Here is a 23,319-nt window from a genome sequence, read left to right on the forward strand (position 1 = left end):
GTCTCAGATAAAGCTTGCGGCTTGTAGCTGGTTTTCCGGGCTGCAAAAATAAAATAACTGGTTCACCTGGCCAACTCACTCCGGTAAAACAAAACCCTCCCGATGTATCGGGAGGGTTTTATAAGGAGTTATGAAAATATCACACATTTTCAGGTTGTTATACCTTTTCGGCAGGCTTATTTCCCATTAAAGCATCTTTACGGGCTTTACTGTGTTTTACGCTGTAGCCAAAATAAATGGCAAATCCGATGATCAGCCAAACGATCAACCGCAGCCAGTTGTCGATACCCAAACCGGCAATCATCAGCAAACAGATCAGGGCTCCCAGGATAGGTAAGAAGGGAACCATAGGTGTTTTAAATGATCTTGGGATCTCCGGATTGGATTTGCGCATCATGATCACCCCAATACATACCAACACAAATGCGAATAAAGTTCCAATACTGGTCATATTGCCCACTACCGAATCTGGTATGAAGGCAGCGAATATTGATACAAAAGCAAAGAACAGCCATTGTGATTTGTAAGGTGTTTTGTGTTTAGGGTGCAATTTGCTGAATACAGCAGGCACCAGCCCGTCTTTCGACATACTATAAAACACCCGTGTTTGCCCTAACAACATTACCAGTATCACCGATGAAAAACCAAATAAAATGGCAGCGGTAATAAAGGTAGAAAGCCAACTATAGCTTGCTGGCATATAAGTTTTTACTGCATATGAAACAGATGCTTCACCACCTTGTTTCAGGAAATCGGTGAAGGGGGCCAAACCCGTAAGTACATAGGAGAAAAGGATGTATAATACGGTACAAAGAGCCAGGGAAACCAAAATACCACGGGGCATATCGCGTTTGGGGTTTTTAGCTTCCTGGGCGGCTGTAGACACCGCATCAAACCCAATGAACGCAAAAAATACCACACCGGCGCCAGCTACAACCCCGCCCCAGCCATGGTTCCAGAAATCTGAATAGTGGTGAATTTTATTGGTATTGGTAATAGGATCGATGATGTTTAAAGTTACATCCGGTTGTGTAGCAGGTATCAGATAAGGCGTATGATTGGCCGGGTTGATATATTGCCATCCTAATGCGATAAACAAAAGAACAATGGTCATTTTTAAGATCACAATGATATTGTTCACTACTGCTGACTGCCTTGTTCCTCTGATAAGCAATAAGGTAAGCATTAATAAAATAAATACAGCAGGCAGGTTTATCATGCCACGCACCCCGGCATCGGATATCTGGAAGGGCGAGTGGCACCATTCATACGGTATCGTAAACCCAAAGACGGTGGTACATAGTTCATTTAAGTATTGCGACCATCCAATTGCAACGGTTGCGGCGCCTAACGCATATTCCAGCACCAGGTCCCAGCCTATGATCCAGGCAACAAATTCACCCATGGTTGCATAACTGTAAGTATAGGCACTCCCTGCAATAGGGATCATAGAAGCAAATTCCGCATAACACAAACCGGCCAGGGCGCAGCCAATTGCCGCAAGTATAAAGGAGAATGTCACGGCCGAACCGGCATGGGCTCCGGCTGCATTAGCTGTGCGTACAAAGATACCTGCTCCAATAATGGCCCCAATCCCCAGGGCGATCAATGCACCGCCACTCAATGTCCGCTTCAGGCCTTTTTCTGAATCGTCCGCTTCAGAAATTAATGATAATATGTTCTTTTTAACAAATAGACTCATAAGAGCGCGTTAGAGTTTTTGATGAAAGTTTTTCTTTAAATCATGTATGAGGTTGGAAAGATAAGGATTTATTAAAATTACGGGCCAAAAGTTATTATAAATGGTTAAGCGGTAAACAGGGCAAAAGATAAACTGATACTGCAAATCGGTTTATGCTTTTAATATTATATTGCAGCCTATTACTTTTTAACCAAACTACATGAAGAAAAACCGGCTCACCCTCTATATTCTGATAGCTATGGCTGCGGGTATTATTGTGGGTTACCTGATGCATGAGTCAGGAACTGGCCACAAAATTACCTATTCCCCTGCTAAAGATTATACGGGTAAAGACGCTATCACGTTGGTTTTGTCGGGGAAAGAGGTAGTGCAGCCGATCGAGGTTGTTAAAGATTCTGCCATCTATCGTGAAACAAAAGCGGCTCCCGGCACCTGGGTGGTGGTGGCCAATACCAACGATGCCTATGAAATTGATCAACAGGCTACGCTTAACAAAATTAAAGTTGGGCCCAGTCATGGCTCCGCCTCAATAAAAGCGATCCAGTCGTTCAGTGACAATATTAAGTTATTGACTACTATTTTCCTGCGGCTGGTTCAAATGATTATAGCACCGCTGGTTTTTTGTACCCTGGTGGTGGGCATTGCCAAACTGGGCGATCTGAAAACTGTTGGACGCGTAGGCGGCAAAGCCCTGCTGTGGTTTATTTCCGCCTCACTGGTAAGCCTGCTCATTGGAATGCTGGTAGTTAACCTGTCGAAGCCAGGGAGCGCTATATCGGGTATGGAGGACGCCGCAGGCGCCAAAGATCTGATTGGTAAAACCCAGGAATTTTCTTTGGCTAAATTTGTGGAGCACGTATTCCCGAAAAGCGTAATAGAGTCTATGGCTACCAACGAAATACTGCAGATAGTGATCTTCAGTATTTTTTTTGGTGTGGCTATGTCGGCACTGGGAGATATTACCAAACCTGTGGTAAAAGCGCTGGATGCCGTTGCGCACGTAATTTTAAAAATGGTGGGGTATGTGATGAACTTCGCTCCCCTGGGAGTATTTGGGGCCATTGCTGCGGTAATTGCTACTAAAGGGTTGGAAGTGTTCATTTTCTATGGCAAATACCTGCTGTTCTTTTTAGTAGGTATTGCATTATTATGGGCTGTTTTATTTTCAGTGGGCTACCTGATCCTGGGAAAGCGTGTTGTCGATTTGTTAAAAAGAATTGGTTCGCCCATGCTGATTGCCTTTAGTACCACCAGCAGTGAGGCGGTATTTCCCAAACTCACGGAAGAATTGGAGCGATTTGGGTGCAAGGATAAAATAGTTTCATTCATTTTACCGTTGGGATACAGTTTCAATCTCGATGGTAGTATGATGTACATGACCTTTGCCAGTTTGGCCATTGCGCAGGCTTCGGGTATCCATCTCGACCTTGGGACTCAATTGACAATGTTGATTGTGCTGATGTTAACGAGTAAAGGAATTGCCGGGGTGCCAAGGGCATCGCTGGTAGTTGTAACTGCAACATGCGCCATGTTTAAAATACCACCAGAGGGTGTAGCGTTAATATTACCGATCGATCATTTTTGCGATATGTTCCGCACCATGACGAACGTAGTAGGAAATGCACTGGCAACAAGTGTGGTTAGCAAATGGGAGGGAGAATTGAAACCTGAAATGGTACAGGCAGAACCGGTATTGGTAAACGATTAGGCGAAAACAATAACCTTACATTAAATTTTTATGTTAAAACGACTGATATTTTTATTGTTGACTGTGTTGACTGTATCCGGATCCATGGCACAGCAACAAATAAGAATTCAATGTACCAATCAGTACGAAACTCCGGTTAGTAAGATAACCGTATCAGCTGGCGGTCAAACTAAAGACTATACAACTGATATGTTGGGTTTTACAACCATCACCGTAAACCCGGCCGAGCCAATTACCATTACCAGTCAGTACCATGATGAACTTTCGGTAGCTGCCGGTTCATTAAAAGACAATGCTGTACTCACCCTGCATAAATCATTTACCTGGAAAGACCTGCTGAACCCCATGTTCTATATTGTGTATGGCGGTTTTTTCCTGTTGTTGTTTATTGTATTTGCTGAAACCGGTTTGTTCGTTGGTTTCTTTTTGCCAGGCGACAGCCTGTTGTTTGTAGCTGGTATATACAGCGCCAATCTGGCCAATGACCTGTTTAGAAAAATAGGAATGGGCGGTGTCCGGTACGAATGGCTCGATCTGTTTGTACTGATCGCACTTATCTCTCTGGCCGGTATATTAGGTAATACTATAGGTTACTGGACAGGAAAAAAGATTGGTCCTACCATGTTCCACTGGCGCGACCGATTCCTGTTCAAGAAAAAATATTTATACGATGCGCATGAGTTTTATGAAAAGCATGGTGGTGGTGCAATCGTATTCGCCCGTTTTCTGCCTATCATCAGAACGTTTGCTCCTATTGTTGCCGGTATTGTTGATATGGACAAAAAGAAGTTCTCCTTCTTCAATATGATAGGTTGCGTTGCCTGGGTATTCAGTATGATCATCGCCGGGCATTTCCTGCAAAAATGGATCTTCACCCAATTCAATTTTGACCTGAAGAAACACCTCGAACTGATAGTTCTGGGTATTGTAATCGTAACCACTGCCCCTGTAATTATTAAATTATTATCCGGAAAAAAGAAGGTATCTCAACCCCCAACTAATTAATCCAATGCAATCAAAACAAGTTTCTGTTTTTAGCCTGGCAGTATTGGTAGCTGCGCTGGGCTATTTTGTAGACATTTATGATCTGTTACTCTTTAGCATCATTCGGGTTCCCTCTTTACAGGACCTGGGGCTTAACCAGGACCAAATTGCTTCAGACGGTCTGTTCATCATCAATATCCAAATGGCCGGTTTGTTGATCGGTGGCATTTTATGGGGTATTCTGGGTGATAAGAAAGGCCGGTTAAAAGTATTGTACGCTTCCATCATTTTGTATTCACTGGGTAATATTGCCAACGGTTTTGTACAAACAGTAAACCAATATGCGGCCGTCCGGTTTTTGACAGGTGTTGGCCTGGCAGGTGAATTAGGTGCCGGTATTACCCTGGTAAGTGAATTGTTACCAAAAGAAAAAAGAGGTATAGGAACGTCGTTGGTGGCCGGTGTTGGTTTAACCGGTGCCGTGGTAGCTTTCTTTTTTAAACAAACTTTTTCTTCCTGGCGCACATGCTATTTCATTGGTGGCGGCCTTGGATTCCTGTTGTTGCTGTTACGGGTGGGCGTATTGGAATCGGGCATGTTCCAGAACATTCAGCATAGTAATGTTTCGAAAGGAAATTTTTTCATGTTGTTCAATAATGGCAAGCGGTTAAGAAAATACCTGTGCAGTATTTTGATCGGGTTGCCTACCTGGTTTGTGATTGGTATTCTGGTTAGTTTCTCAAAAGAGTTCGGCGAAAAAATGGGTGTTGTTGGCGCTGTTGACCCTGGTAAAGCCGTTATGTTTGCGTATGCTGCTATCTCTATCGGCGACATCGCCGTCGGCTTTGTAAGCCAGGCGCTTCGAAGCCGTAAAAAGGCACTGTATATTTTTTATGGAATAACGGCTGTTGGGATAGTGTGGTTTTTTAATTTAAGTGGTCAATCGGTAAACAGTTTGTATGCAGCCTGCGCATTGTTAGGCTTTGGAACAGGTTTCTGGGCCATTTTTGTTACCATGGCTGCTGAGCAATTTGGCACAAATATAAGAGCCACAGCCGCTACCACGGTGCCCAATATGGTGCGGGGTGCATTGATCCTGATCTCTATCATGTTCACCTCGCTGCAGGCTTCAGCCGGCTATGTAAAAAGCGGGTTGATCACTGGTATAGTTGCCATGGTTATTGGTTTGGGTGCTGCAATTTTAACAGAAGAAACTTTTCATAAAGATCTTAACTACGTAGAGGAGTGATCGGGTATTGAAGTATGAAAATTCTTATTATCAGATTTAGTTCTATCGGGGATATTGTATTAACTACACCTGTTGTCCGTTGCCTGAAAAAACAGGTGCCGGAAGCTGAGGTGCATTATCTTACCAAAGCCAACTTTAAGGCGGTATTGGAAGCAAATCCCTATATCGATAAACTGCATTTCATGCAGGATGACCTGCAGGCCATCATTCCGGAATTGCAAGCCGAGAATTTTGATTATGTGATCGATCTGCATCACAACCTGCGCACCATGCGGGTTAAAAAGGCATTGGGCAAAAAAGCGTTTTCTTTCAATAAGCTCAACATTCAAAAGTTTATTTACACTACTATTAAGCTGAATGTGCTGCCCGATGTGCATATCGTAGACCGCTACCTGGAAACGGTGGCCTCCTTGGGTGTGAAGAATGATGGTCAGGGATTGGATTATTTCGTTCCCGATACCGACAGGGTAAAGGAAAGTGATATTCCCGCCGGGCACCTGGCCGGTTATATTGGTATCGTGATAGGCGCTGCCCATAACACCAAGAAATTACCGCTACACAAACTGAAGGAGTTATGCGGCGCCATTGAACACCCGATCATTTTACTGGGAGGGAAAGAAGACCGGGATACTGGCGAACAAATTGCCAGTGTTGATCCGCATAAGATCTATAACTCCTGCGGAAAATTCAATATCAACGAATCGGCCGATCTGGTTCGACGCGCCAAATTGATCATAACCCACGATACGGGTTTAATGCATATCGCTTCCGCTTTTAAAAAACAGGTCATTTCAATTTGGGGGAATACCGTGCCCCAGTTTGGCATGTATCCTTATTACGGCGCTCTGTCGCCGCAGTTACCTAAAGACAAGCTGCCCTATGATATTATGGAAGTTAGGCCATTGTATTGCCGGCCCTGTTCCAAAATAGGGTATAATAAGTGTCCGCTCGGGCATTTTAAATGCATGGAGAAGCAGTCCATAACAGACATCGTGAATAAGGTAAACCAAAGGCTTACCAGGAAAGTATAAATAAGCAATGGGAAATATGCAATTGGCAAAGTTTAATTGTTTTGCCAATTGCGTATTATCTATTGAATAGCCACTAATTTATTTTTCCAGGCTACTGGTATCTCGTTGATATCGTAAATTTTTAATTGAGGCACTTGTTGGCTGCCAGCAGCTGCTGTTTTGTTTTCGACTTCCAATGTTTCCATCACAGCCACATCGTTTATCCGGTACATAGCGCCAGAAGCGGGGTCAATTACCAAAATGCCAAGCAAACCAAGATATCCAAAAAGGAAATTACCAAAATACCAGCCATTGAGTTTGGCACTGATCGGAATTCTTTTTGTAACATAACCTACCTTACTGATCTCAATATCGTAGATAGCCCTTTGAAAGAAGCCGCCACCTGGTTTAAGTTTTACCAGGGCTGGGGTATGGCCATCAAAAACCTCTATACCCCGTCGATTGGTGATGGTAATACGGGCGTTACGTGGTTCGCTGTCGATGGTAATGGGGTAAACCGCTTTGCTAACAATTGATGCGCATGATGTTGTAAGAGTGATAAGGCTGACAAGCAATAGCGTTTTGGTTGGGAATAACATATAGTTTATTTAAGGGTGCGACAAAATAGACAGAAAAATCAACTAAATCAATGGGCCGGAAGGTCTAAAAAAAAGTTAATGTCTTAGTGAACATTGATCCTGGCTCAAGTTGATTTATATATTAATTCCCTTTAATTCATTTTGGTTTTGACCAGCGTTTCAAGTTTGGTGGTTATCAGTCTTTTTTCCGCGAGGGAGGTGGTTAATACAAGTGCCTGTTGCAGGAATTTACTGGCATTGTGATCATCGCCCAGTTGTATATATAATTCGCCCAGCACTGCACTGTAAATATATTGAGAGGTTATAAGCTGTTCAATGGCATCCAGCTGCCATATTTCTTTCAGGGCTGCTACCGTTTCATTTAATTGAGATAATACAATAGCGCGGTTTAAAATAACCAGTGGGGTGCGCTTTTGTTGCAGCAGCATGTCGTACAATTGCAGCATGCGTTGCCAGTTGGTGGTCGCAAAGGAACTGGCCAGACAATGTTCGGCAGCAATGGCCGATTCCAGATGATATACGCTCAGTTCATCGCCTTGGGATGACAGGTTCAGGTATTCATATCCTTTTTGAATAAGCGCTTTGTTCCAGGTATTTCTGTCCTGGTGCTGCAGTAATATGATGGAGTTGTTCTCGTCGAGGCGGCTTTCAAAACGCGATGCCTGAAAACACATTAAGGAAAACAGGGCAAAGGTAGAAGGCTGTTTTCCGGCCCGGTGTTCCGTTAGTAACAGGCAAAGCCGCATGGCTTCCGCGCATAGGTCTTTGCGGATCACTTCATTGGGTTGCTGCGATTTGTATCCTTCATTAAAAAGTAAGTATAATACCGTATATACTACATGAAGTCGGCTGTACAATTCCCTGCCTGATGGGATCTCGAGCGAGATCCTGTTATCTTTTAAGAACTGTTTGGCCCGGTATAAACGCTTTTGTATAACGGCGTCATTGGTAAGAAGGGCATGGGCAATTTCAGCCACTCCAAAACCTGAAACCGTTTTCAGGGTGAGGGCAATCTGGTCTTCTTCTTTTAAGGCGGGGTGGCAACAGGCAAAGATCATTCGCAGCTGGCTGTCGGCAATTTCCGTTTCCGAGAAAAATTGTTGAATCGTGTTTTCTGCTTCCTGTTGCAGTTCATTGGCCAGTTCCTGCGAGTATTGTTGAAAATGTTGCTGGCGGCGAATAATATCAATAGCCCGGTTGCGGGCTACCTGCATCAGCCAGCCGGCTGGGTTATCGGGCAATTGTTTGAACGTCCAGGCGTGAATGGCCCGCAAAAAGGATTCCTGCACCACATCTTCGATCATTTCGAGGTTGTGCATGCCGAAAATGCGAATGAGCACAGCGATCATCTTCCCCGACTGGTGCCGGAAAAGATGATCGACCAGTTGCGCCACGCCTTCTTGTGCTCCTTCTTTCATAATTAACTGTGGGCCTGCATCATTTCTTCAACTTTCATCACTTCCCGCACTTCAACGCTGCCATTCAGTGGCAGGTCAGGGCATCCTTTGGCCAGTTCCGTTGCTTGTTCCAACGTATTGGCTTTGATGATAAAGAAGCCACCAACCAGTTCTTTGCTTTCTGTAAATGGTCCATCGGTTACCAGTAATTTGGCGCCTTTTACCGTTTTACCATCCGGTGTTAAAGGCTCCCCAGCCACATAAATATTTTTAGCTTTCAGTTCGTCTATCCAGGTCATCCATTTTTGCATGTGTTGTTGCATTTGTTCTGCTGAGAAATTGTATTGCTCGGCAGCGCCCCGGAAAATGAACATAAAATCTTTCATAACGGTAAATTTTAAAGATTACAATTAAGTTACCGGGAAAATGACGAATGGAGGGAACCAGACAGGACAAAGTTGGTAAAAAAAATTATGAGGTTGGAAAAGTGGGGTAGGGACAGGAAGTTGGAAGTAGGAAGTGATGTTGTATGTAGAAAGTATAAAGTTGACAGGTTAACAAGTTGACAAGTTAACTAAGACAGATGCAAGCAACTGCAACTAATTCAGCCACACTACCTAATGAAGATCTTCTCTACAACATTCCGTTGCGGGTCATTGCCCAACAGCCGTACATAACAAATGCCTTCCGCCAGGTGGCTTAATGAGATATCTGTTCTACCTGTTTTGCCGCTTAAAAGCTGGGTTTGTAAAATAACCCCCTGACTGTTTATGATCTGCGCCATCTTAAAGGAATCGTTCAGGTATAAACTAACCATTTCCGTATTTACTATTGTAGGAAATACATAATTCTGGGTGGAACCGGTAGCTGCCAGTTTTAAAATGGGCGTGTAATCATACCGGCCGGTTGCATCGGTTATACGAATGCGATAAAACAACTGATCGCGGATGTTTACCGGGTAATGTCTGAAGGAATAGTTTTTTCCGCTCAAATAGTTCCCGGCAGCCAATACACCTACCCGTTGAAAGTTAATCCCATCTGAACTGAATTCTATCTCATATAATTTAAGGTTATCAGGTTCCCAGGTACTGCGCCATTGTAATACAATACCGTCGTTTTGCGAAGCGGTAATGATCAGGTCACGCATTTCTACCGGGTTTGGCAACGCTGTCATCGCATTGTTGCCTTCATATACGAGCCTGGTATTTTGACGAAAGTCAATAAATTCATTGGGAATAACTTTCCCCGTATAAGCGGGAACATAACCGGCTGAAGATTGATCGGCGGGTGTTTGCGCATTAGTGGGATTCATCGTCATACTGCTTATCAGTAAAATAGCTGTAAGGCAAAGAGTTCTGCCAACTTCAGCGTATACATGTTTCATATTTTACACTTTAGCGTTCAAGAATGAATTGCAGTACAGTCGCTGGCAGGTAGTGGCTGTTATATAGTAGGAATCAAATTCAGTGCCTGGCTGCAGGCGGTTGAATTAATGAGATGTTATTGGGGGAGAGAGAAGGCGGGGAGTTGGAGGAACAGAGCAAAAAAAATAGGAAGTACGAGTATATGGCGCTTCGTACTTCCTACTTCTTACTGTAAGCTCGTTATTACAATGTTTTCAAAACATCGTTCATGCTTCTAACGGCATCAGCGCTCTTGTTAAAGAGGGCTTGCTCGTCGGCATTTAAACCAAAGTCAACTATTTTTTCCCAGCCGCTCTTACCGATGATAACGGGAACGCCAAGGCAAATATCTTTTTGACCATATTCTCCATTCAGAGATACGCAGCAGGTAAATAATTTTTTCTGATCGCGTACAATGCTTTCAACCAGGGCTGCTCCGGCTGCTCCGGGTGCATACCAGGCACTGGTGCCAATCAGTTTGGTAAGGGTAGCACCACCTACCATTGTATCGGCCACTATTTGTTTTTGTTGTTCTTCGCTCAGGAATTTGGTAACAGGGGCGCTGTTCCAGGTTGCCAAACGAATGAGCGGGATCATGGTAGTATCGCCGTGACCACCTACAACTACAGCATTCAGGTCGGCAGGGCTGCAACCCAGGTGCTGGCTCAGTTGATATTTAAAACGGGCGCTATCGAGCGTACCACCCATCCCAATGATCCTGTTCTTTGGCAAGCCGGTAGCGGTTAAAGCCAGATAGGTCATGGTATCCATGGGGTTACTGATAACGATGATGATAGCGTTGGGCGAGTGTTTCAGAATGTTTTCGGCTACGCCTCTTACGATCCCGGCGTTGGTTCCGATCAATTCCTCGCGGGTCATACCCGGTTTACGGGGTAAGCCTGATGTAATTACAACTACATCGCTGCCGGCAGTTTTGCTGTAATCATTGGTACTACCTATGATGCGGGTATCAAAGCCCAGTAAAGCGGCTGTTTGCATCATGTCCTGAGCCTTTCCTTCGGCCAGTCCTTCTTTGATGTCCAATAATACCAGTTCCTCTGCCAGTTCGGCCCGGGCGATATTATCAGCGCAGGTAGCGCCTACTGCACCGGCGCCTACAACAGTTACTTTCATCAGAAAAAATTTAAGGTGGTGAGCAAATTATTGCGCAAAAATAGGGCGCGATTGAAGAATATCTCTTTTTTATTTATCGGCCAAATGTAACCAATAAAGTACCGTTAGTCCTTTGCATTGAAGGCCTGAAGTACCTTATTAACTTCAACATTTCCGTCGAAAGTGGTAATCAGCTCACCCTTTTTATCATACAGCGCCTGAAAAGGCAGGCTTTTTATTTTGAAAAAAGGTGGCAGGAAGAATTTGGTGTCCCGGCCCATTTTAATATTGGGGTATTCGGCGATCTTGTGTTCCTTATAAAACTCAACCATTTCATCGAACGGTTGATAGGTGACCATCACAATCTGGTATTTCTTCAGTTCCTTCATTTTCTTTTCCATTTCTGCCCACTGGTGTTTACAATGGTCGCAATCGGGACTGAAATACATAATGAGAGTAGGCTGATGATGTTTCAGGTTCTCTTTGGTGAAATTGGTACTGTCGGTCTGTAAAATGGTAAATGGCGGAATAGTTGGGAACCGTTTATAGGCCGGACTGTCGGGGGCGGAAGTTTGCGCTGATGCCAGTTTTACTGTAAATGCCAGAATAAGCAAAAAAAGCCGGTTTCTCATTTGTCAAATGTTTGCTGGTGTTAGGGTACGCCCCTGTTCGGAGCGGCCTGATAAAGTTTCAGATTTACTTAATTATAAAGGAATCTATCAAAATTAACTCTTCTCGTATAATTATACTACTTCAAAAATAACAGTAAATGAACAGGGTAGGCATATGTTAATCCCATTTAACAAAAAAGATTTTGTACTATTTACGGATTATTCGTAGGTTTACGAAAATATCGTAGATGGATAAATTAACCATACAGGAAGAGCAGGCCATGCAGGCTATATGGAAAACCGGAGAGGGCAACATAAAGCTATTCCTTGAAAATATGGAAGCGCCTCAGCCGCCCTATACAACCCTGGCATCCACCGTAAAGAACCTGGAGAAAAAAGGCATGTTACAGAGCCGGCTGGTGGGTAATACCTATTTATACAAACCCGCCATTTCAGAAGAGGAATACAAAAAAAATTTCATGAGTGGGGTGGTGAAGGATTATTTCGATAACTCCTACAAGCAGCTGGTGAACTTTTTTGTGGAACAAAAGAAGTTAAGCCCGAAGGAGTTAAAGGATATAATAGAGATGATCGAAGGCGGAAGTAAGAAATAGAAACAGCGTTGAAAAGTTTCAACTTCAAACGTCATACTCAAACTATTCCAAAAGAAGCTATATGTTACAATATCTCCTTAAGCTAACAATAAGCCTATCCATCGTATACCTCTTCTATCAGTTATTTCTGCGCCGGCTTACCTTTTATAACTGGAACCGCTGGTACCTGTTGATATACTCAATGGTATGTTTTGTGATCCCCGTCATAAACGTTTTTACCATTATAGTAAAACAGCCGGCCTTACGCGAATCGGCCCTTGTAAATTACATTCCGGCCATTACGCAAATATCCCCTGCAACCGCTTCGGTTGGTATTGACTGGTGGTTGGTAGGGGCAGTTGTTTTCATTGTTGGAATAGTGGTAATGTTAGTGCGTTTGTTGGTGCAATACTATTCCTTATTCAAAATGCGCTCAAAAGCGGTATTGCTGTATGATAATAAAGTAAAGTTATATCATATAGATGCACCGGTGATGCCCTTTTCATTTGGCCGCGGAATTTATGTAAACCAGCATCAGCATAGTGAACATGAGTTGAAAGAGATCATTCGTCATGAATTTATACATGTAAAACAACGGCACACATTGGATATTGTCTGGAGTGAACTGTTGTGTCTGTTGAACTGGTATAATCCGTTTGCGTGGTTATTACGCCATGATATTCGTCAGAACCTGGAATTTATTGCCGATCACCAGGTATTGCAAACCGGTTTCGATCGCAAACAATACCAGTATCTGCTTTTAAAAGTTATTGGAGTCAATTCATTTAGTATAGCCAACAATTTCAATTTTTCTTCACTCAAAAAAAGAATAGCCATGATGAACAAAGCCCAAAGTGCCCGGGTAAACCTGATCAGGTTCCTGTTTCTGCTGCCCTTACTGGTAGTGGTATTACTGGCCTTTCGTAATTCCACTCAAATTAACCGTCAATTTGTGAGCTCGTTGGTCACCGATACCATACCAGCTGCTGCAAAAGTACCGCCAGGATTGAAGGAGGTTTCAACCATTGATGTTAATGATAATAAGGCCACTGTTCGGTTAAAGAACAAAAAGATAGAGAAGTACGACCTTAACAATCCCAAAGAAAAGGACGCGTTTGAGCAGAAATATGGCCCATTGCCAGCGCCACCACCGCCGCCTGTTGCCCCTACCATGCCAACCGCTCCAGAACCACTCAACCAGGTTTTAATTGATTTGGCGCCGATAGCCCCTGATTCCCCCAATAAATTGGCTCCAGTGGCACCGGAAGCGCCTATAGCTCCCGTGAAAATATTGCTTTCGGTAGCACCCCAGGCCCCGCCAACGCTGGAGTTAACCCCGGTTCCGCCCCCACCGCCGCCACCGGTTCCTGCACAGGAGGATTGCTACAACAAAAAGGGTTTTTGTATTACCGTTGTCGATAACCGTGGCGAAGCTACTGTGATCGTGAAGGACAAAAGCAATAAAATAGTGCTGGCGGTTTCGCTTAACGACTGGAACAAAGACAAACAGTATGAAGACAAATACGGTGAAGTGCCACCACGGCAGATCATATTGTTGCCAAAAACAGTGATGGGGAATAAGCTAAGGCTGAAAACGGTAAAACCAGCCATTGTCAAAAACGACGAAAATAGTATAGGCGACAATACCTATAACACAACATACAGACGAAAATACCTGCCTATGTACAGTGTAACGCCCGACAGCAATGTTTGGCCTGTTATCATTGTCAGAGGGCGCCCCAATGCAAGGAGCGTTGCCAAAAGCACGCCAAGCCCATATGTTAAAATGGCTGAGATAGCGAAAGAGGGAAATATGATAGCTACTAATAACAAGATCGTAACTGTAAAAATAGTTAAAGGGAGTTCAATGGATAAAGCCGGGGGCGCAGAAGCCAGGCCTCAACTGGCGGAGGTTAAGAGATCTACCGACCTTATTAATCTGACACCTGTGGCTAAACCATCTGCTGAGGCGGATAAGGCCGCACAATTCAAACCCAAACCGGAGATTAAGAAAGCCCCCGACCTTATAAATCTGACTCCCATGGCTAAACCCGACATGGAACCCAAGAAAGCCGCGGAAGCCAAACCGGCTGCCCCGACAAAAGAACAGTAACAGTCCATTTTGCTACCTGCCAATTTTGCCATAATTTTGCCTCCTCTTTTTAGAATTGTACTTGTTTTATTGACTTTTGAAATTTTTATCATTTATGGCAAATACCTCAGATATCAGCCGCGGCATGATTATCAAACTGGATGGAAGTTTATACACCGTGGTTGAATTTGGCGAAAATAAAACTGCCCGGGCTGCTGCCAAGGTATGGGCAAAATTGAAGGGCGTTGACAATAGCCGGAGTATTGAAAAAACCTGGAACAGTGGTGATACCATTTATCCGGTACGCGTTGAGCGCAAAACCTACCAGTTCCTTTATAAGGACGATACCGGTTACAATTTCATGGACAGTGAAACTTTTGAGCAAATAGCCCTGGCCGAGAACCTGGTAGATGCTCCCCAGTTCCTGAAAGACGGACAAGAGGTTTCTGTACTCATCAATACCGAAACAGAGCAACCGATGAGTGTGGAACTGCCTGATAAAATTGTGGTAAAGGTAACCTACAGCGAACCTGGCTTAAGAGGCGATACCGCTACCCGCACCCTGAAGCCTGCAACCGTTGAAACAGGCGCCACCGTGAACGTGCCGCTGTTTGTAAACGAAGGTGAGTTGATTCGTATAAATACGAAGACTGGTGAATATGTAGAACGGGTAAAAGAATAGTACTAAAACTTACGTTATACTGGGACAATGGAACTAAAAAATCCATTGTCCTCTTTTTTTGGGTAAGACCGAGCGGCATTTAAAAAAACGCTTTTGGATATATTTAGCGTCTAATCCTTATCTTAGCCGCCTGTTATACAGGACTTAAACGACAAACTAAAATTTTTAACAGATGGATTTTAAACAAATTCAGGAGTTGATCAAGATGATCAACAAATCAAATATTGGGGAAGTGACGATTGAAGAAAAGGGATTTAAATTAACCATCAAACAAAAAGAAGAACCGGTTCAAAATGTCATTGCAGCTCCTGTACATACTCCTATGATGACTGCTATGCCACAACAAACTGTGGCTTCTCAACCTGCTGCACAAGTAACTGCCCCCGCTGCAGATAAATCAAAAGCTGCAGATGCGGTTCCTGACAATTTGATCACTATTAAGAGCCCGATGATTGGTACTTTCTATCGCAGCTCTGCACCCGGCAAACCAGCGTTTGTTGAAATAGGTGATGATGTTACTCCTGGAAAAGCGGTTTGCATTATTGAAGCTATGAAACTCTTTAATGAGATCGAAAGCGAAGTAAAAGGCCGTATTGTGAAAGTATTGGTAGAAGATGCTTCGCCGGTAGAATACGATCAACCGTTATTCCTGGTAGAACCAGCTTAACCTTAATTAGCTAATGCGATAATTAGCGAATGTGCTAACAACATCATTCTATTGTTTAGTATTTAGCACATTGGCAAATTAGCATATTAGCACATTAACAATTAAATTCAATGTTCAAGAAAATATTAATTGCCAATCGTGGAGAAATTGCCCTTCGGGTCATTCGTACCTGTAAAGAAATGGGCATCAAAACGGTTGCTGTTTATTCTACCGCCGACAAAGACAGCCTGCATGTGCGGTTTGCTGATGAAGCAGTTTGTATTGGTAAGGCTGCCAGTTCTGATTCCTACCTCAATATTCCACATATTATGGCCGCGGCAGAGATCACCAATGCCGACGGTATTCACCCCGGTTATGGGTTTTTGGCCGAAAACGCCCGCTTTGCGGAAATCTGCGGCGAGCATAATATAAAATTTATTGGACCCACGCCCGATCAGATCCGTTCTATGGGCGATAAGATAACTGCCAAAGAAACCATGATCAAAGCCGGTGTACCTGTGGTACCTGGTGGCGAAGGGTTGCTGGAAAGTCTGGAAGAAGCCCAAACGCTGGCAAAAGAAGTTGGTTATCCCGTTATTCTGAAAGCCACTGCAGGTGGTGGTGGTAAAGGGATGCGTGTAGTTTGGAATGAGGGAGAAATGGAAAAGAACTACAACACCGCCAAAGCCGAAGCGGGCGCCGCGTTCAAAAACGACGGTATTTACATGGAAAAGTTTGTGGAAGAACCACGCCACATTGAAATACAGGTAGCAGGCGATCGCTATGGTAAAGTTTGTCACCTCAGCGAAAGAGACTGCTCTATACAACGCCGTCACCAGAAACTGGTAGAAGAATCACCTTCTCCCTTTATGACTCCCGAGCTGCGTAAACGTATGGGTGAGGCTGCTATCAAAGCCGCTTCTGCCATTGGGTATGAAAGCGTGGGTACCATCGAGTTCCTGGTTGATAAACACCGCAATTTCTATTTCATGGAAATGAATACCCGTATTCAGGTAGAACATTGCGTAACTGAAGAAGTAACCAACTTCGACCTCATTAAAGAACAGATAAAGATAGCTCAGGGCGAAGCCATCAGTGGTTTGAACTATGAGCCGCAGATGCATGCTATCGAATGCCGTATCAATGCCGAAGATCCGTACAATGATTTTCGTCCCAGCCCGGGCAAGATCACTACGTTGCATCAACCCGGCGGTCACGGTATCCGCATCGACTCACACGTATATGCCGGTTATGTTATTCCGCCATACTACGATTCTATGATCGCCAAGATCATTGCTGTAGCCCGTACACGTGAAGAAGCCATCAATACCATGAGCCGTGCTTTAAGCGAGTATGTAATTGAAGGGGTAAAAACTACAATTCCGTTCCATCAGCAATTGATGAAGAACGATGACTTTATAAAAGGTAACTTCAATACCAAGTTCTTAGAGACATTTAAGATGGTATAAGTTAACCAGTTGATACGTTGACGAGTTAACAGGTTCAAAACCCTTGTTAACTTGTCAACCTGTTAACTTTTCAATTTAAGGTTTCACTTCAGTACTATCATTTCTGCTCCGTTGCTCCCTCCACTTCATTAATTGCGTCCTTTGTCTGGGGGTAAGAATGTCATTCAGCTCCTGTTGGTTCATATACTGCTGCATCCGTTCACGTTGAACCAAACGCACCAATCTTCGCTTTTGCTCAGGCGTTAAATTCAGATCACGCAATCGCAACCGGTCCCGTTCATTAATATTTATCAGGCGTTGCTGCGCCGAACCAGTTACGCCCATGGTGATGAACATTCCAAATAATAAAATACTAACCCATTTCATGGCTTTTCAGTTTATCCAGGCGTTTTGACCTTGCAGTAACGCAGTAGTTTAAACCCGGAAGAACTTGCCAGCACAAAATTGAGCGCACGACCCCTTTTTTCACGATGAATGGACCGGAGAAAACGATTAACCTGCAAATTCCTTTATTACCGCATCCAGCTTGTCCTCAACTCCATAAAAGGAAGCAAGCTTGCGGATAACGCTTTCAACCACTGCATCGGGACAGGAAGCTCCGCTGGTGATTAAAATGCGTGCGGGATTGCTCGTAGGCAGGTAGCCGGAGGCCAGATATTCTTCTTTTGTATGAAAATTATAATGGTGGATCTCATTGGGAGAAAGCAGTTTTTCTTCCCCATTAATAAAATAGGTTGGCAGTTGTAGTTCACACAATTCAGCAAGATGGGTAGTGTTGCTGCTGTTATAACCACCTACTACAATGGCGATATCTGCAGGCGTTTGCAACATACCGGTAACGGCTGTTTGATTGTCATTGGTGGCATAACACAATGTATCGCGGGTATCGGCAAAACGGGTTTCAATGTTGTCCGGTGTTAAGCCGTAATGGGCTTGAATGGTTTGTTTAAGAAACTCGGCAATAGCCTGCGTATCAGTAGCCAGTTGCGTGGTTTGGTTCACAACCCCAATTCGTTGAAGATGTTGGGTAACATCAAAACCAGCGGAAAAGCGATTGGCAAACTCGGTGTAAAAGTGAGCTGCCGGTTTTTCGCCGGTAATATATTTCGCCAGGTTTTCCGCTTCCTGCATGTCATTTACAATTACCGAAGGGGCATTGCTGGCTGCATGGGAAAACGTGGCCCTGGTTTCTTCATGTTTCGGTTTACCATGAATAACAATGGTATAGCCCTTTTGAGCGATCTGTTCGCTGCGGTTCCATACTTTTTCAACAAAGGGGCAGGTTGTATTGTATTTTTCAACCGGAATACCCAGTGAATTCAATTTCGACTCAATTTCAAGCGTTGTACCAAAAGCAGGAATGATCACCACATCATCGGCAGTTAATTCCTCAAATGGGATGAGCTGATGGCCATAATTGTCCTGCAGAAATTGTACGCCCCTGCTTTGCAGATCGGCGTTCACCTGCGGATTATGGATCATTTCACTCAATAAAAATATCCGCTTGCCTGGATTTGATTCTATTGTTCGGAAGGAGATCTCGATGGCATTTTCTACCCCATAGCAGAACCCGAAATGACGGGCCAGGTAGATGTGCAATGAGCCCATTGTCAGCAGGGTAGGAGTAAAATCTTTCTTCATCTTGTCCTGCTGTTTACGGCTGTTTTTGATGGCCGTGATCAGGGGGCTGCGATAAGTAATAGGTACATTAAATGTTTTCATGCCAGGGCGAAGGTACGAAGAAGTTGCAGGTTTCAAGTTACAGAGCCAGCCCCGATTTTTCGGGGTTACAGGGAATGCAGCCCAGAGATATTATACTCGAAAATAATAGCCATGTAACCGGTATCCTGGAACTTGGAACGGAATTTTGATTAGTTGCCCGTAATTTTGATTAAACCAACCAGGAAAGAGATTATGACGCGACGATTTTCACCAATAGCTTGGAGCCTTAACAGCAACATATATGAAGTAAATGTTCGCCAGTATACACCCGAAGGCACATTTAACGCATTTGCCCAACAACATTTGTCACGATTAAAGGAGATGGGTGTTGAGATCTTATGGTTTATGCCCATTACCCCCATTAGCAAGGAAAAACGACAAGGCACGCTGGGAAGTTATTATGCCTGTGCAGATTATAAAGCCATCAATCCTGAATTTGGCACCCTGGCCGATTTTAAAGGACTGGTAAAAAAAGCCCATGATCTGGGATTAAAAGTGATCATTGATTGGGTGGCCAATCATACAGGGTGGGACCATATCTGGACTCAATCGAACCCCGAGTTCTACAAGCGGGATGCGGAGGGCAAATTCTACGATACCCATAACTGGCACGATGTAATTGATCTGAATTATTACGACCATGGCATGCGCGCCGCCATGATCGATGCCATGCGTTTTTGGGTAAAAGAATGCGATATAGATGGTTTTCGCTGCGATATGTGCCACCTGGTACCCCTTGATTTCTGGTGTAATGCCCGTGTTGAACTGGATGCTGTAAAACCATTGTTTTGGCTTGGCGAAACCCAGGATGTGCCTTATTTACAGGCATTTGATTGTTTGTATGGCTGGCGATGGATGTCGGCCACCCAAAAATATTACCGCCAGGAAATTACATTGAACCAGTTAAAGGATGTGTTGAACCATTATCAATTTGATCTGCCATCTGATACATTTCCCATGCTGTTCACCAGTAATCATGACGAAAATACCTGGAATGGGACCGAGTATGAGAAATATGGAGACATGGCAGCCCCATTAGCTGTATTCAATAGCACCTGGAATGGGATTCCGCTCATTTATACGGCCCAGGAACTACCATTGCATAAAAGATTACCCTTTTTTGATAAAGACGAAATAAACTGGAATGGTACGCCGCAATTGGAGGCTTTTTATAAGACCTTATTACAGTTACGAAAAAAACATCCGGCTTTGCAGGCAGGAGAAGCGGCCAGGCCGCAGGTGCTTACTACCAGCGATAGTGACCGGGTGCTGGCCTACGCTCGTAAATACAACAATAAAGAGTTGATAGTGATCTTAAATCTAAGCACACAGGATGTAAGCGTTCAATTACAGGGCGCGTCTGTACAGGGCAAATTCACCAACGTTTTCACGCAACAACCGGTTACCGTAAACGCATCATTTACGGTCCAGCTGAAAGCGTATGAATATTTGGTGCTGACACGGTAAGCGCGCGTTGAGCGTTCCCCATAAAAAGAAAACCCCACCGATAATTCGGTGGGATTTTCTTTTATAAGTTGTCAGTGCTATAGTACTAATTCGCACTATCTAAATTGATCACAATAGGATAAATGCCTTCGTAACCAGGATAAACACCTTCCAGTTTCACACTGCCTGAAGCGCCTTCCAGGACCTTACGCAGGTCATCTACACTGCTAACGTCTTTGCCGTTGGCTTTAGTGATCACATAACCTTCCTGAATTCTTACTTTGCTTAACAGACCACGTGTGCCGATAGATTTTACCATTACACCGCCTTTAACGCCTACTTCTTTCGCATCATCCTTGTTAAGGGTTTCCAGCTCAGCACCTAATTTATCAAGCACAGAAGTTTTAACGATATCAGTGCTACCTGTTTTATTCTTTAAGGTAATAGAAGTTGTATACTCTTTACCGGCACGTTGATAAGAAAGGGTGATCTTATCGCCAGGGCGGTGTGTAGCAATTTGGCCAATAAGATCGGCACCATTTACTACAGGCACATTATCGATCTTGGTGATCACGTCGCCTTTTTTTATACCAGCGGCTAAAGCAGCACCACCATCACGCACAGTCATTACGTATACACCACCATCATCTTTGATCCCATTCGATCTCTTTTCTTCATCGCTCAGGTTGTCTTTCGGATACTCGATACCCAGATAAGCTCTTTGTACAGTTCCAAATTTGATGAGGTCAGAAACGATCTTCTTTACAATGTTAACGGGAATGGTGAATGAATAACCCGCATAAGCACCGGTAGGAGAGGCAATAGCTGAGTTAATACCGATCAGTTTACCATCGGTACTGATCAACGGGCCACCGCTATTACCAGGGTTAACGGCTGCATCTGTTTGAATAAATGATTCAACCGGTGAGTCGCTTTGACGTTTGTTAATTTCAAGCGTTCTGCCTTTAGCACTTACGATACCTGCAGTTACTGTTGTTTCCAGTGTTAAAGGGTAACCAACTGCAAGCACCCATTGGCCAACCTTTACTTCATCAGAGTTGCCATATAACAGGAATGGTAAACCTTTTGCTTCGATCTTTATCACCGCCAGATCGCTGCTGGGGTCAGAAGCAACCACTTTGGCTTTGAAAGATTTTTTGTTGGTAAGCATTACCGTAATGTCATCTGCACCATCCACTACGTGGTTATTGGTAACAATGTAACCGTCTTCACTAATAATAGCACCGGAACCGGAAGCCATTTGAGGAATAGAACGGGTCCCATTGCCAAAGAAATCATCCAGGTCAGGGAAGAGGTCGCCGAAGGGATTATTACGGGGCAGGTTATTACTTACCGTACGGGTAGCTTTTGTTTTAATGTGTACTGTTGCGGGAATGGCGGCTTCAGCAGCGGCTGAAAAATCAACAGGTCCGTTTGTTCCGGCTAGTCCATTAAAGCCCGCATAATTAGCCGGTATTTTTCCAGTATCGCCTTCTTTTTGATAAACGTATGTACCATCATGGCTAAAATGGTTAACCCCCCACATCGTTACTCCTGTAGTGGAGGCACTTATGAGTACTATAGCCAGCATTTGATTCCACTTCATAATCGTTGTAAATTTTATGAGATTTATTACTTGTTTCAAATTATATGCCTGATAACAACAAATTTAACGTCAGGAAGTAATGGAAACTAGTGTTGATAAGTTGGTTTAACAATTAATTTACTAAAGTCTTCGTACTTCGCTTCTCAAATTTACTAAAAGTAAGCAGGAAACGCTAAAAACGCCCCTGCCGCTGGTGGAAAGTTAAATATTATTATAGGTAATTGGTAGTGGCTACGTGTAATTTTTACAGGACAGTTTGCCAGTTTTTCACAATTCAAGTAAAAATTTCATGACATCAACGCCATCGGCATAATCTGTAAGTGATGGTCGTTGTGCCCCGCCAAAATCAAGGTGGTTTTTGCCAACAACACACTGCACATCCTGATTATTGACCAATGCGGCTTCGGCCTGATCAATGCTTTGGTAATATTCATAATTCAGTTGGCTGATGGGCGAGAACAGTTCCTTGCTTTCGGCCAGTAAAATGCTCTGATTGCTCATGTAGTACTGTTTGTTAAGTATCAAAACCGCCAGCATGTAATCGTAGTTGTGTTTGTATTTATGCAGATCGCTGAGGTAATCGTATTTGTTAAACGCATCCAACAGAGGAATAAAATCATATTGTTCAGGCACATATAATTTAGTCACATTACGACAGCCTAATCCAAAATACTGGTATACATCGTCTGCCAGTTTATCCAGCTCCGCCGGGGTTTCTTTGCCGGTCAACAGGGCTACCGAGGTGCGGTTGCGACGGATGATATGAGGGTATTTGCTGAAATAGTACTCGAAATACCGGGCAGAATTATTGCTTCCAGTAGCTATATAGGCATCACAGCCTTTTAATAACTCGGAAAACGACACCAATTGACGGGTGGCGTCATCCCACTCGTTTAATTGTTGCACCAGGTGTTTAATGAGTACATCATCTTTGGAAGAAGGTTTTATGGTTTGCCGGTGACCGGTGATAAATACACATAAAAAATCATGAAAACCAACCAGCGGAATATTACCGGCCATGATAATACCAACGTTTTTGGGATTGGTATTTTCGGTTGGGATGTTATATTGTTGGGCCCAGGCAGTTAGTTTATCCTCCTGCAAAAAGGCAAGGGCGATATTTCGGGTAGCCAGGTCAATAAATTCGGGGGTGAACCAACTGTTCTGAAAACTGGCTTTCTGTTTGGTTGCCTGCCAGTTATCGTTATCCTGTAAAATATATTCACCTAACCGGTTCAATAAAACGATTCGTTGTTGTAAATTCATTACACCTTATATTTGTCGTGC

The 23,319-nt window shown here is 43.7% G+C and carries 21 protein-coding genes; 10 read left to right on the top strand and 11 right to left on the bottom strand.

Annotated elements, in window-relative coordinates:
- Positions 1–157 precede the first annotated feature (157 nt).
- Complete coding sequence (locus tag J7I42_RS12355; protein ID WP_209139092.1) at positions 158–1,702, bottom strand: amino acid permease; 1,545 nt, start codon at positions 1,700–1,702, stop codon at positions 158–160.
- A gap of 199 nt (positions 1,703–1,901) precedes the next feature.
- On the opposite strand from J7I42_RS12355, the gene J7I42_RS12360 reads away from it, so the two are divergent.
- The 4 genes from J7I42_RS12360 (at position 1,902) to J7I42_RS12375 (ending at position 6,674) form a co-directional block, all read left to right on the top strand.
- A complete protein-coding gene (locus J7I42_RS12360; protein WP_209139093.1) occupies positions 1,902–3,410 on the top strand; it encodes a dicarboxylate/amino acid:cation symporter in 1,509 nt (502 codons plus the stop codon).
- Between the two features lie 84 nt (positions 3,411–3,494).
- Positions 3,495–4,415: a DedA family protein gene (locus J7I42_RS12365; protein WP_209139094.1), complete on the top strand. Its 921-nt coding sequence runs from the start codon at positions 3,495–3,497 to the stop codon at positions 4,413–4,415.
- Positions 4,416–4,419: 4 nt separating this feature from the next.
- Positions 4,420–5,643 (top strand): MFS transporter, encoded by a 1,224-nt coding sequence (locus tag J7I42_RS12370; RefSeq protein ID WP_209139095.1) that lies wholly within the window; start codon positions 4,420–4,422, stop codon positions 5,641–5,643.
- Between the two features lie 14 nt (positions 5,644–5,657).
- Positions 5,658–6,674, top strand: a complete 1,017-nt coding sequence (locus tag J7I42_RS12375) for a glycosyltransferase family 9 protein (protein ID WP_209139096.1) — start codon at positions 5,658–5,660, stop codon at positions 6,672–6,674.
- 59 nt (positions 6,675–6,733) lie between these two features.
- Here the strand turns inward: J7I42_RS12375 and J7I42_RS12380 are convergent, their stop codons facing one another.
- The 6 genes from J7I42_RS12380 to J7I42_RS12405 form a co-directional block, all read right to left on the bottom strand.
- Positions 6,734–7,252, bottom strand: coding sequence for a hypothetical protein (locus tag J7I42_RS12380; RefSeq protein ID WP_209139097.1), 519 nt, complete (start codon positions 7,250–7,252; stop codon positions 6,734–6,736).
- A 131-nt stretch (positions 7,253–7,383) separates the two neighbouring features.
- On the bottom strand, positions 7,384–8,670 hold the full coding sequence (locus J7I42_RS12385) for an RNA polymerase sigma factor (protein WP_209139098.1): 1,287 nt from the start codon (positions 8,668–8,670) through the stop codon (positions 7,384–7,386).
- 2 nt (positions 8,671–8,672) lie between these two features.
- Positions 8,673–9,035: a YciI family protein gene (locus J7I42_RS12390; RefSeq protein ID WP_209139099.1), complete on the bottom strand. Its 363-nt coding sequence runs from the start codon at positions 9,033–9,035 to the stop codon at positions 8,673–8,675.
- Positions 9,036–9,262: 227 nt separating this feature from the next.
- Complete coding sequence (locus J7I42_RS12395; RefSeq protein WP_209139100.1) at positions 9,263–10,033, bottom strand: discoidin domain-containing protein; 771 nt, start codon at positions 10,031–10,033, stop codon at positions 9,263–9,265.
- Positions 10,034–10,256: 223 nt separating this feature from the next.
- Positions 10,257–11,186 (bottom strand): malate dehydrogenase, encoded by a 930-nt coding sequence (gene mdh / locus J7I42_RS12400; protein ID WP_209139101.1) that lies wholly within the window; start codon positions 11,184–11,186, stop codon positions 10,257–10,259.
- Between the two features lie 104 nt (positions 11,187–11,290).
- Positions 11,291–11,797, bottom strand: coding sequence for a TlpA family protein disulfide reductase (locus J7I42_RS12405; RefSeq protein WP_209139102.1), 507 nt, complete (start codon positions 11,795–11,797; stop codon positions 11,291–11,293).
- A 227-nt stretch (positions 11,798–12,024) separates the two neighbouring features.
- Here J7I42_RS12405 and J7I42_RS12410 point away from each other — a divergent pair, with 227 nt between their 5' ends.
- From J7I42_RS12410 to accC, 5 genes are all read left to right on the top strand, one after another.
- Positions 12,025–12,390, top strand: coding sequence for a BlaI/MecI/CopY family transcriptional regulator (locus tag J7I42_RS12410; RefSeq protein WP_209139103.1), 366 nt, complete (start codon positions 12,025–12,027; stop codon positions 12,388–12,390).
- Positions 12,391–12,451: 61 nt separating this feature from the next.
- The gene (locus J7I42_RS12415) at positions 12,452–14,482 is read left to right on the top strand and encodes a M56 family metallopeptidase (protein WP_209139104.1); all 2,031 of its coding nucleotides are present in this window, start codon (positions 12,452–12,454) and stop codon (positions 14,480–14,482) included.
- A gap of 94 nt (positions 14,483–14,576) precedes the next feature.
- Positions 14,577–15,143, top strand: coding sequence for an elongation factor P (gene efp / locus J7I42_RS12420; protein WP_209139105.1), 567 nt, complete (start codon positions 14,577–14,579; stop codon positions 15,141–15,143).
- Between the two features lie 172 nt (positions 15,144–15,315).
- On the top strand, positions 15,316–15,810 hold the full coding sequence (gene accB / locus J7I42_RS12425) for an acetyl-CoA carboxylase biotin carboxyl carrier protein (protein WP_209139106.1): 495 nt from the start codon (positions 15,316–15,318) through the stop codon (positions 15,808–15,810).
- Positions 15,811–15,920: 110 nt separating this feature from the next.
- Positions 15,921–17,258 (top strand): acetyl-CoA carboxylase biotin carboxylase subunit, encoded by a 1,338-nt coding sequence (gene accC / locus J7I42_RS12430; protein WP_209139107.1) that lies wholly within the window; start codon positions 15,921–15,923, stop codon positions 17,256–17,258.
- Between the two features lie 75 nt (positions 17,259–17,333).
- Here the strand turns inward: accC and J7I42_RS12435 are convergent, their stop codons facing one another.
- A complete protein-coding gene (locus tag J7I42_RS12435) occupies positions 17,334–17,624 on the bottom strand; it encodes a hypothetical protein (RefSeq protein WP_209139108.1) in 291 nt (96 codons plus the stop codon).
- Between the two features lie 126 nt (positions 17,625–17,750).
- Positions 17,751–18,980 carry a 4-hydroxy-3-methylbut-2-enyl diphosphate reductase gene (locus tag J7I42_RS12440; RefSeq protein ID WP_209139109.1) on the bottom strand — a complete coding sequence of 410 codons (1,230 nt, stop codon included), beginning with the start codon at positions 18,978–18,980 and terminating at the stop codon, positions 17,751–17,753.
- A 192-nt stretch (positions 18,981–19,172) separates the two neighbouring features.
- Between J7I42_RS12440 and J7I42_RS12445 the strand changes: the two genes are divergently transcribed.
- Positions 19,173–20,447, top strand: a complete 1,275-nt coding sequence (locus J7I42_RS12445; protein WP_209139110.1) for an alpha-amylase family glycosyl hydrolase — start codon at positions 19,173–19,175, stop codon at positions 20,445–20,447.
- Between the two features lie 85 nt (positions 20,448–20,532).
- On the opposite strand, the gene J7I42_RS12450 is transcribed toward J7I42_RS12445, so the two are convergent.
- Positions 20,533–22,032, bottom strand: a complete 1,500-nt coding sequence (locus J7I42_RS12450; protein WP_209139111.1) for a trypsin-like peptidase domain-containing protein — start codon at positions 22,030–22,032, stop codon at positions 20,533–20,535.
- 267 nt (positions 22,033–22,299) lie between these two features.
- Positions 22,300–23,298, bottom strand: coding sequence for a hypothetical protein (locus J7I42_RS12455; protein ID WP_209139112.1), 999 nt, complete (start codon positions 23,296–23,298; stop codon positions 22,300–22,302).
- Positions 23,299–23,319: the final 21 nt, after the last annotated feature.

The sequence above is a fragment of the Niastella soli genome (genome assembly GCF_017742245.1).
Classification (GTDB): domain Bacteria; phylum Bacteroidota; class Bacteroidia; order Chitinophagales; family Chitinophagaceae; genus Niastella; species Niastella soli.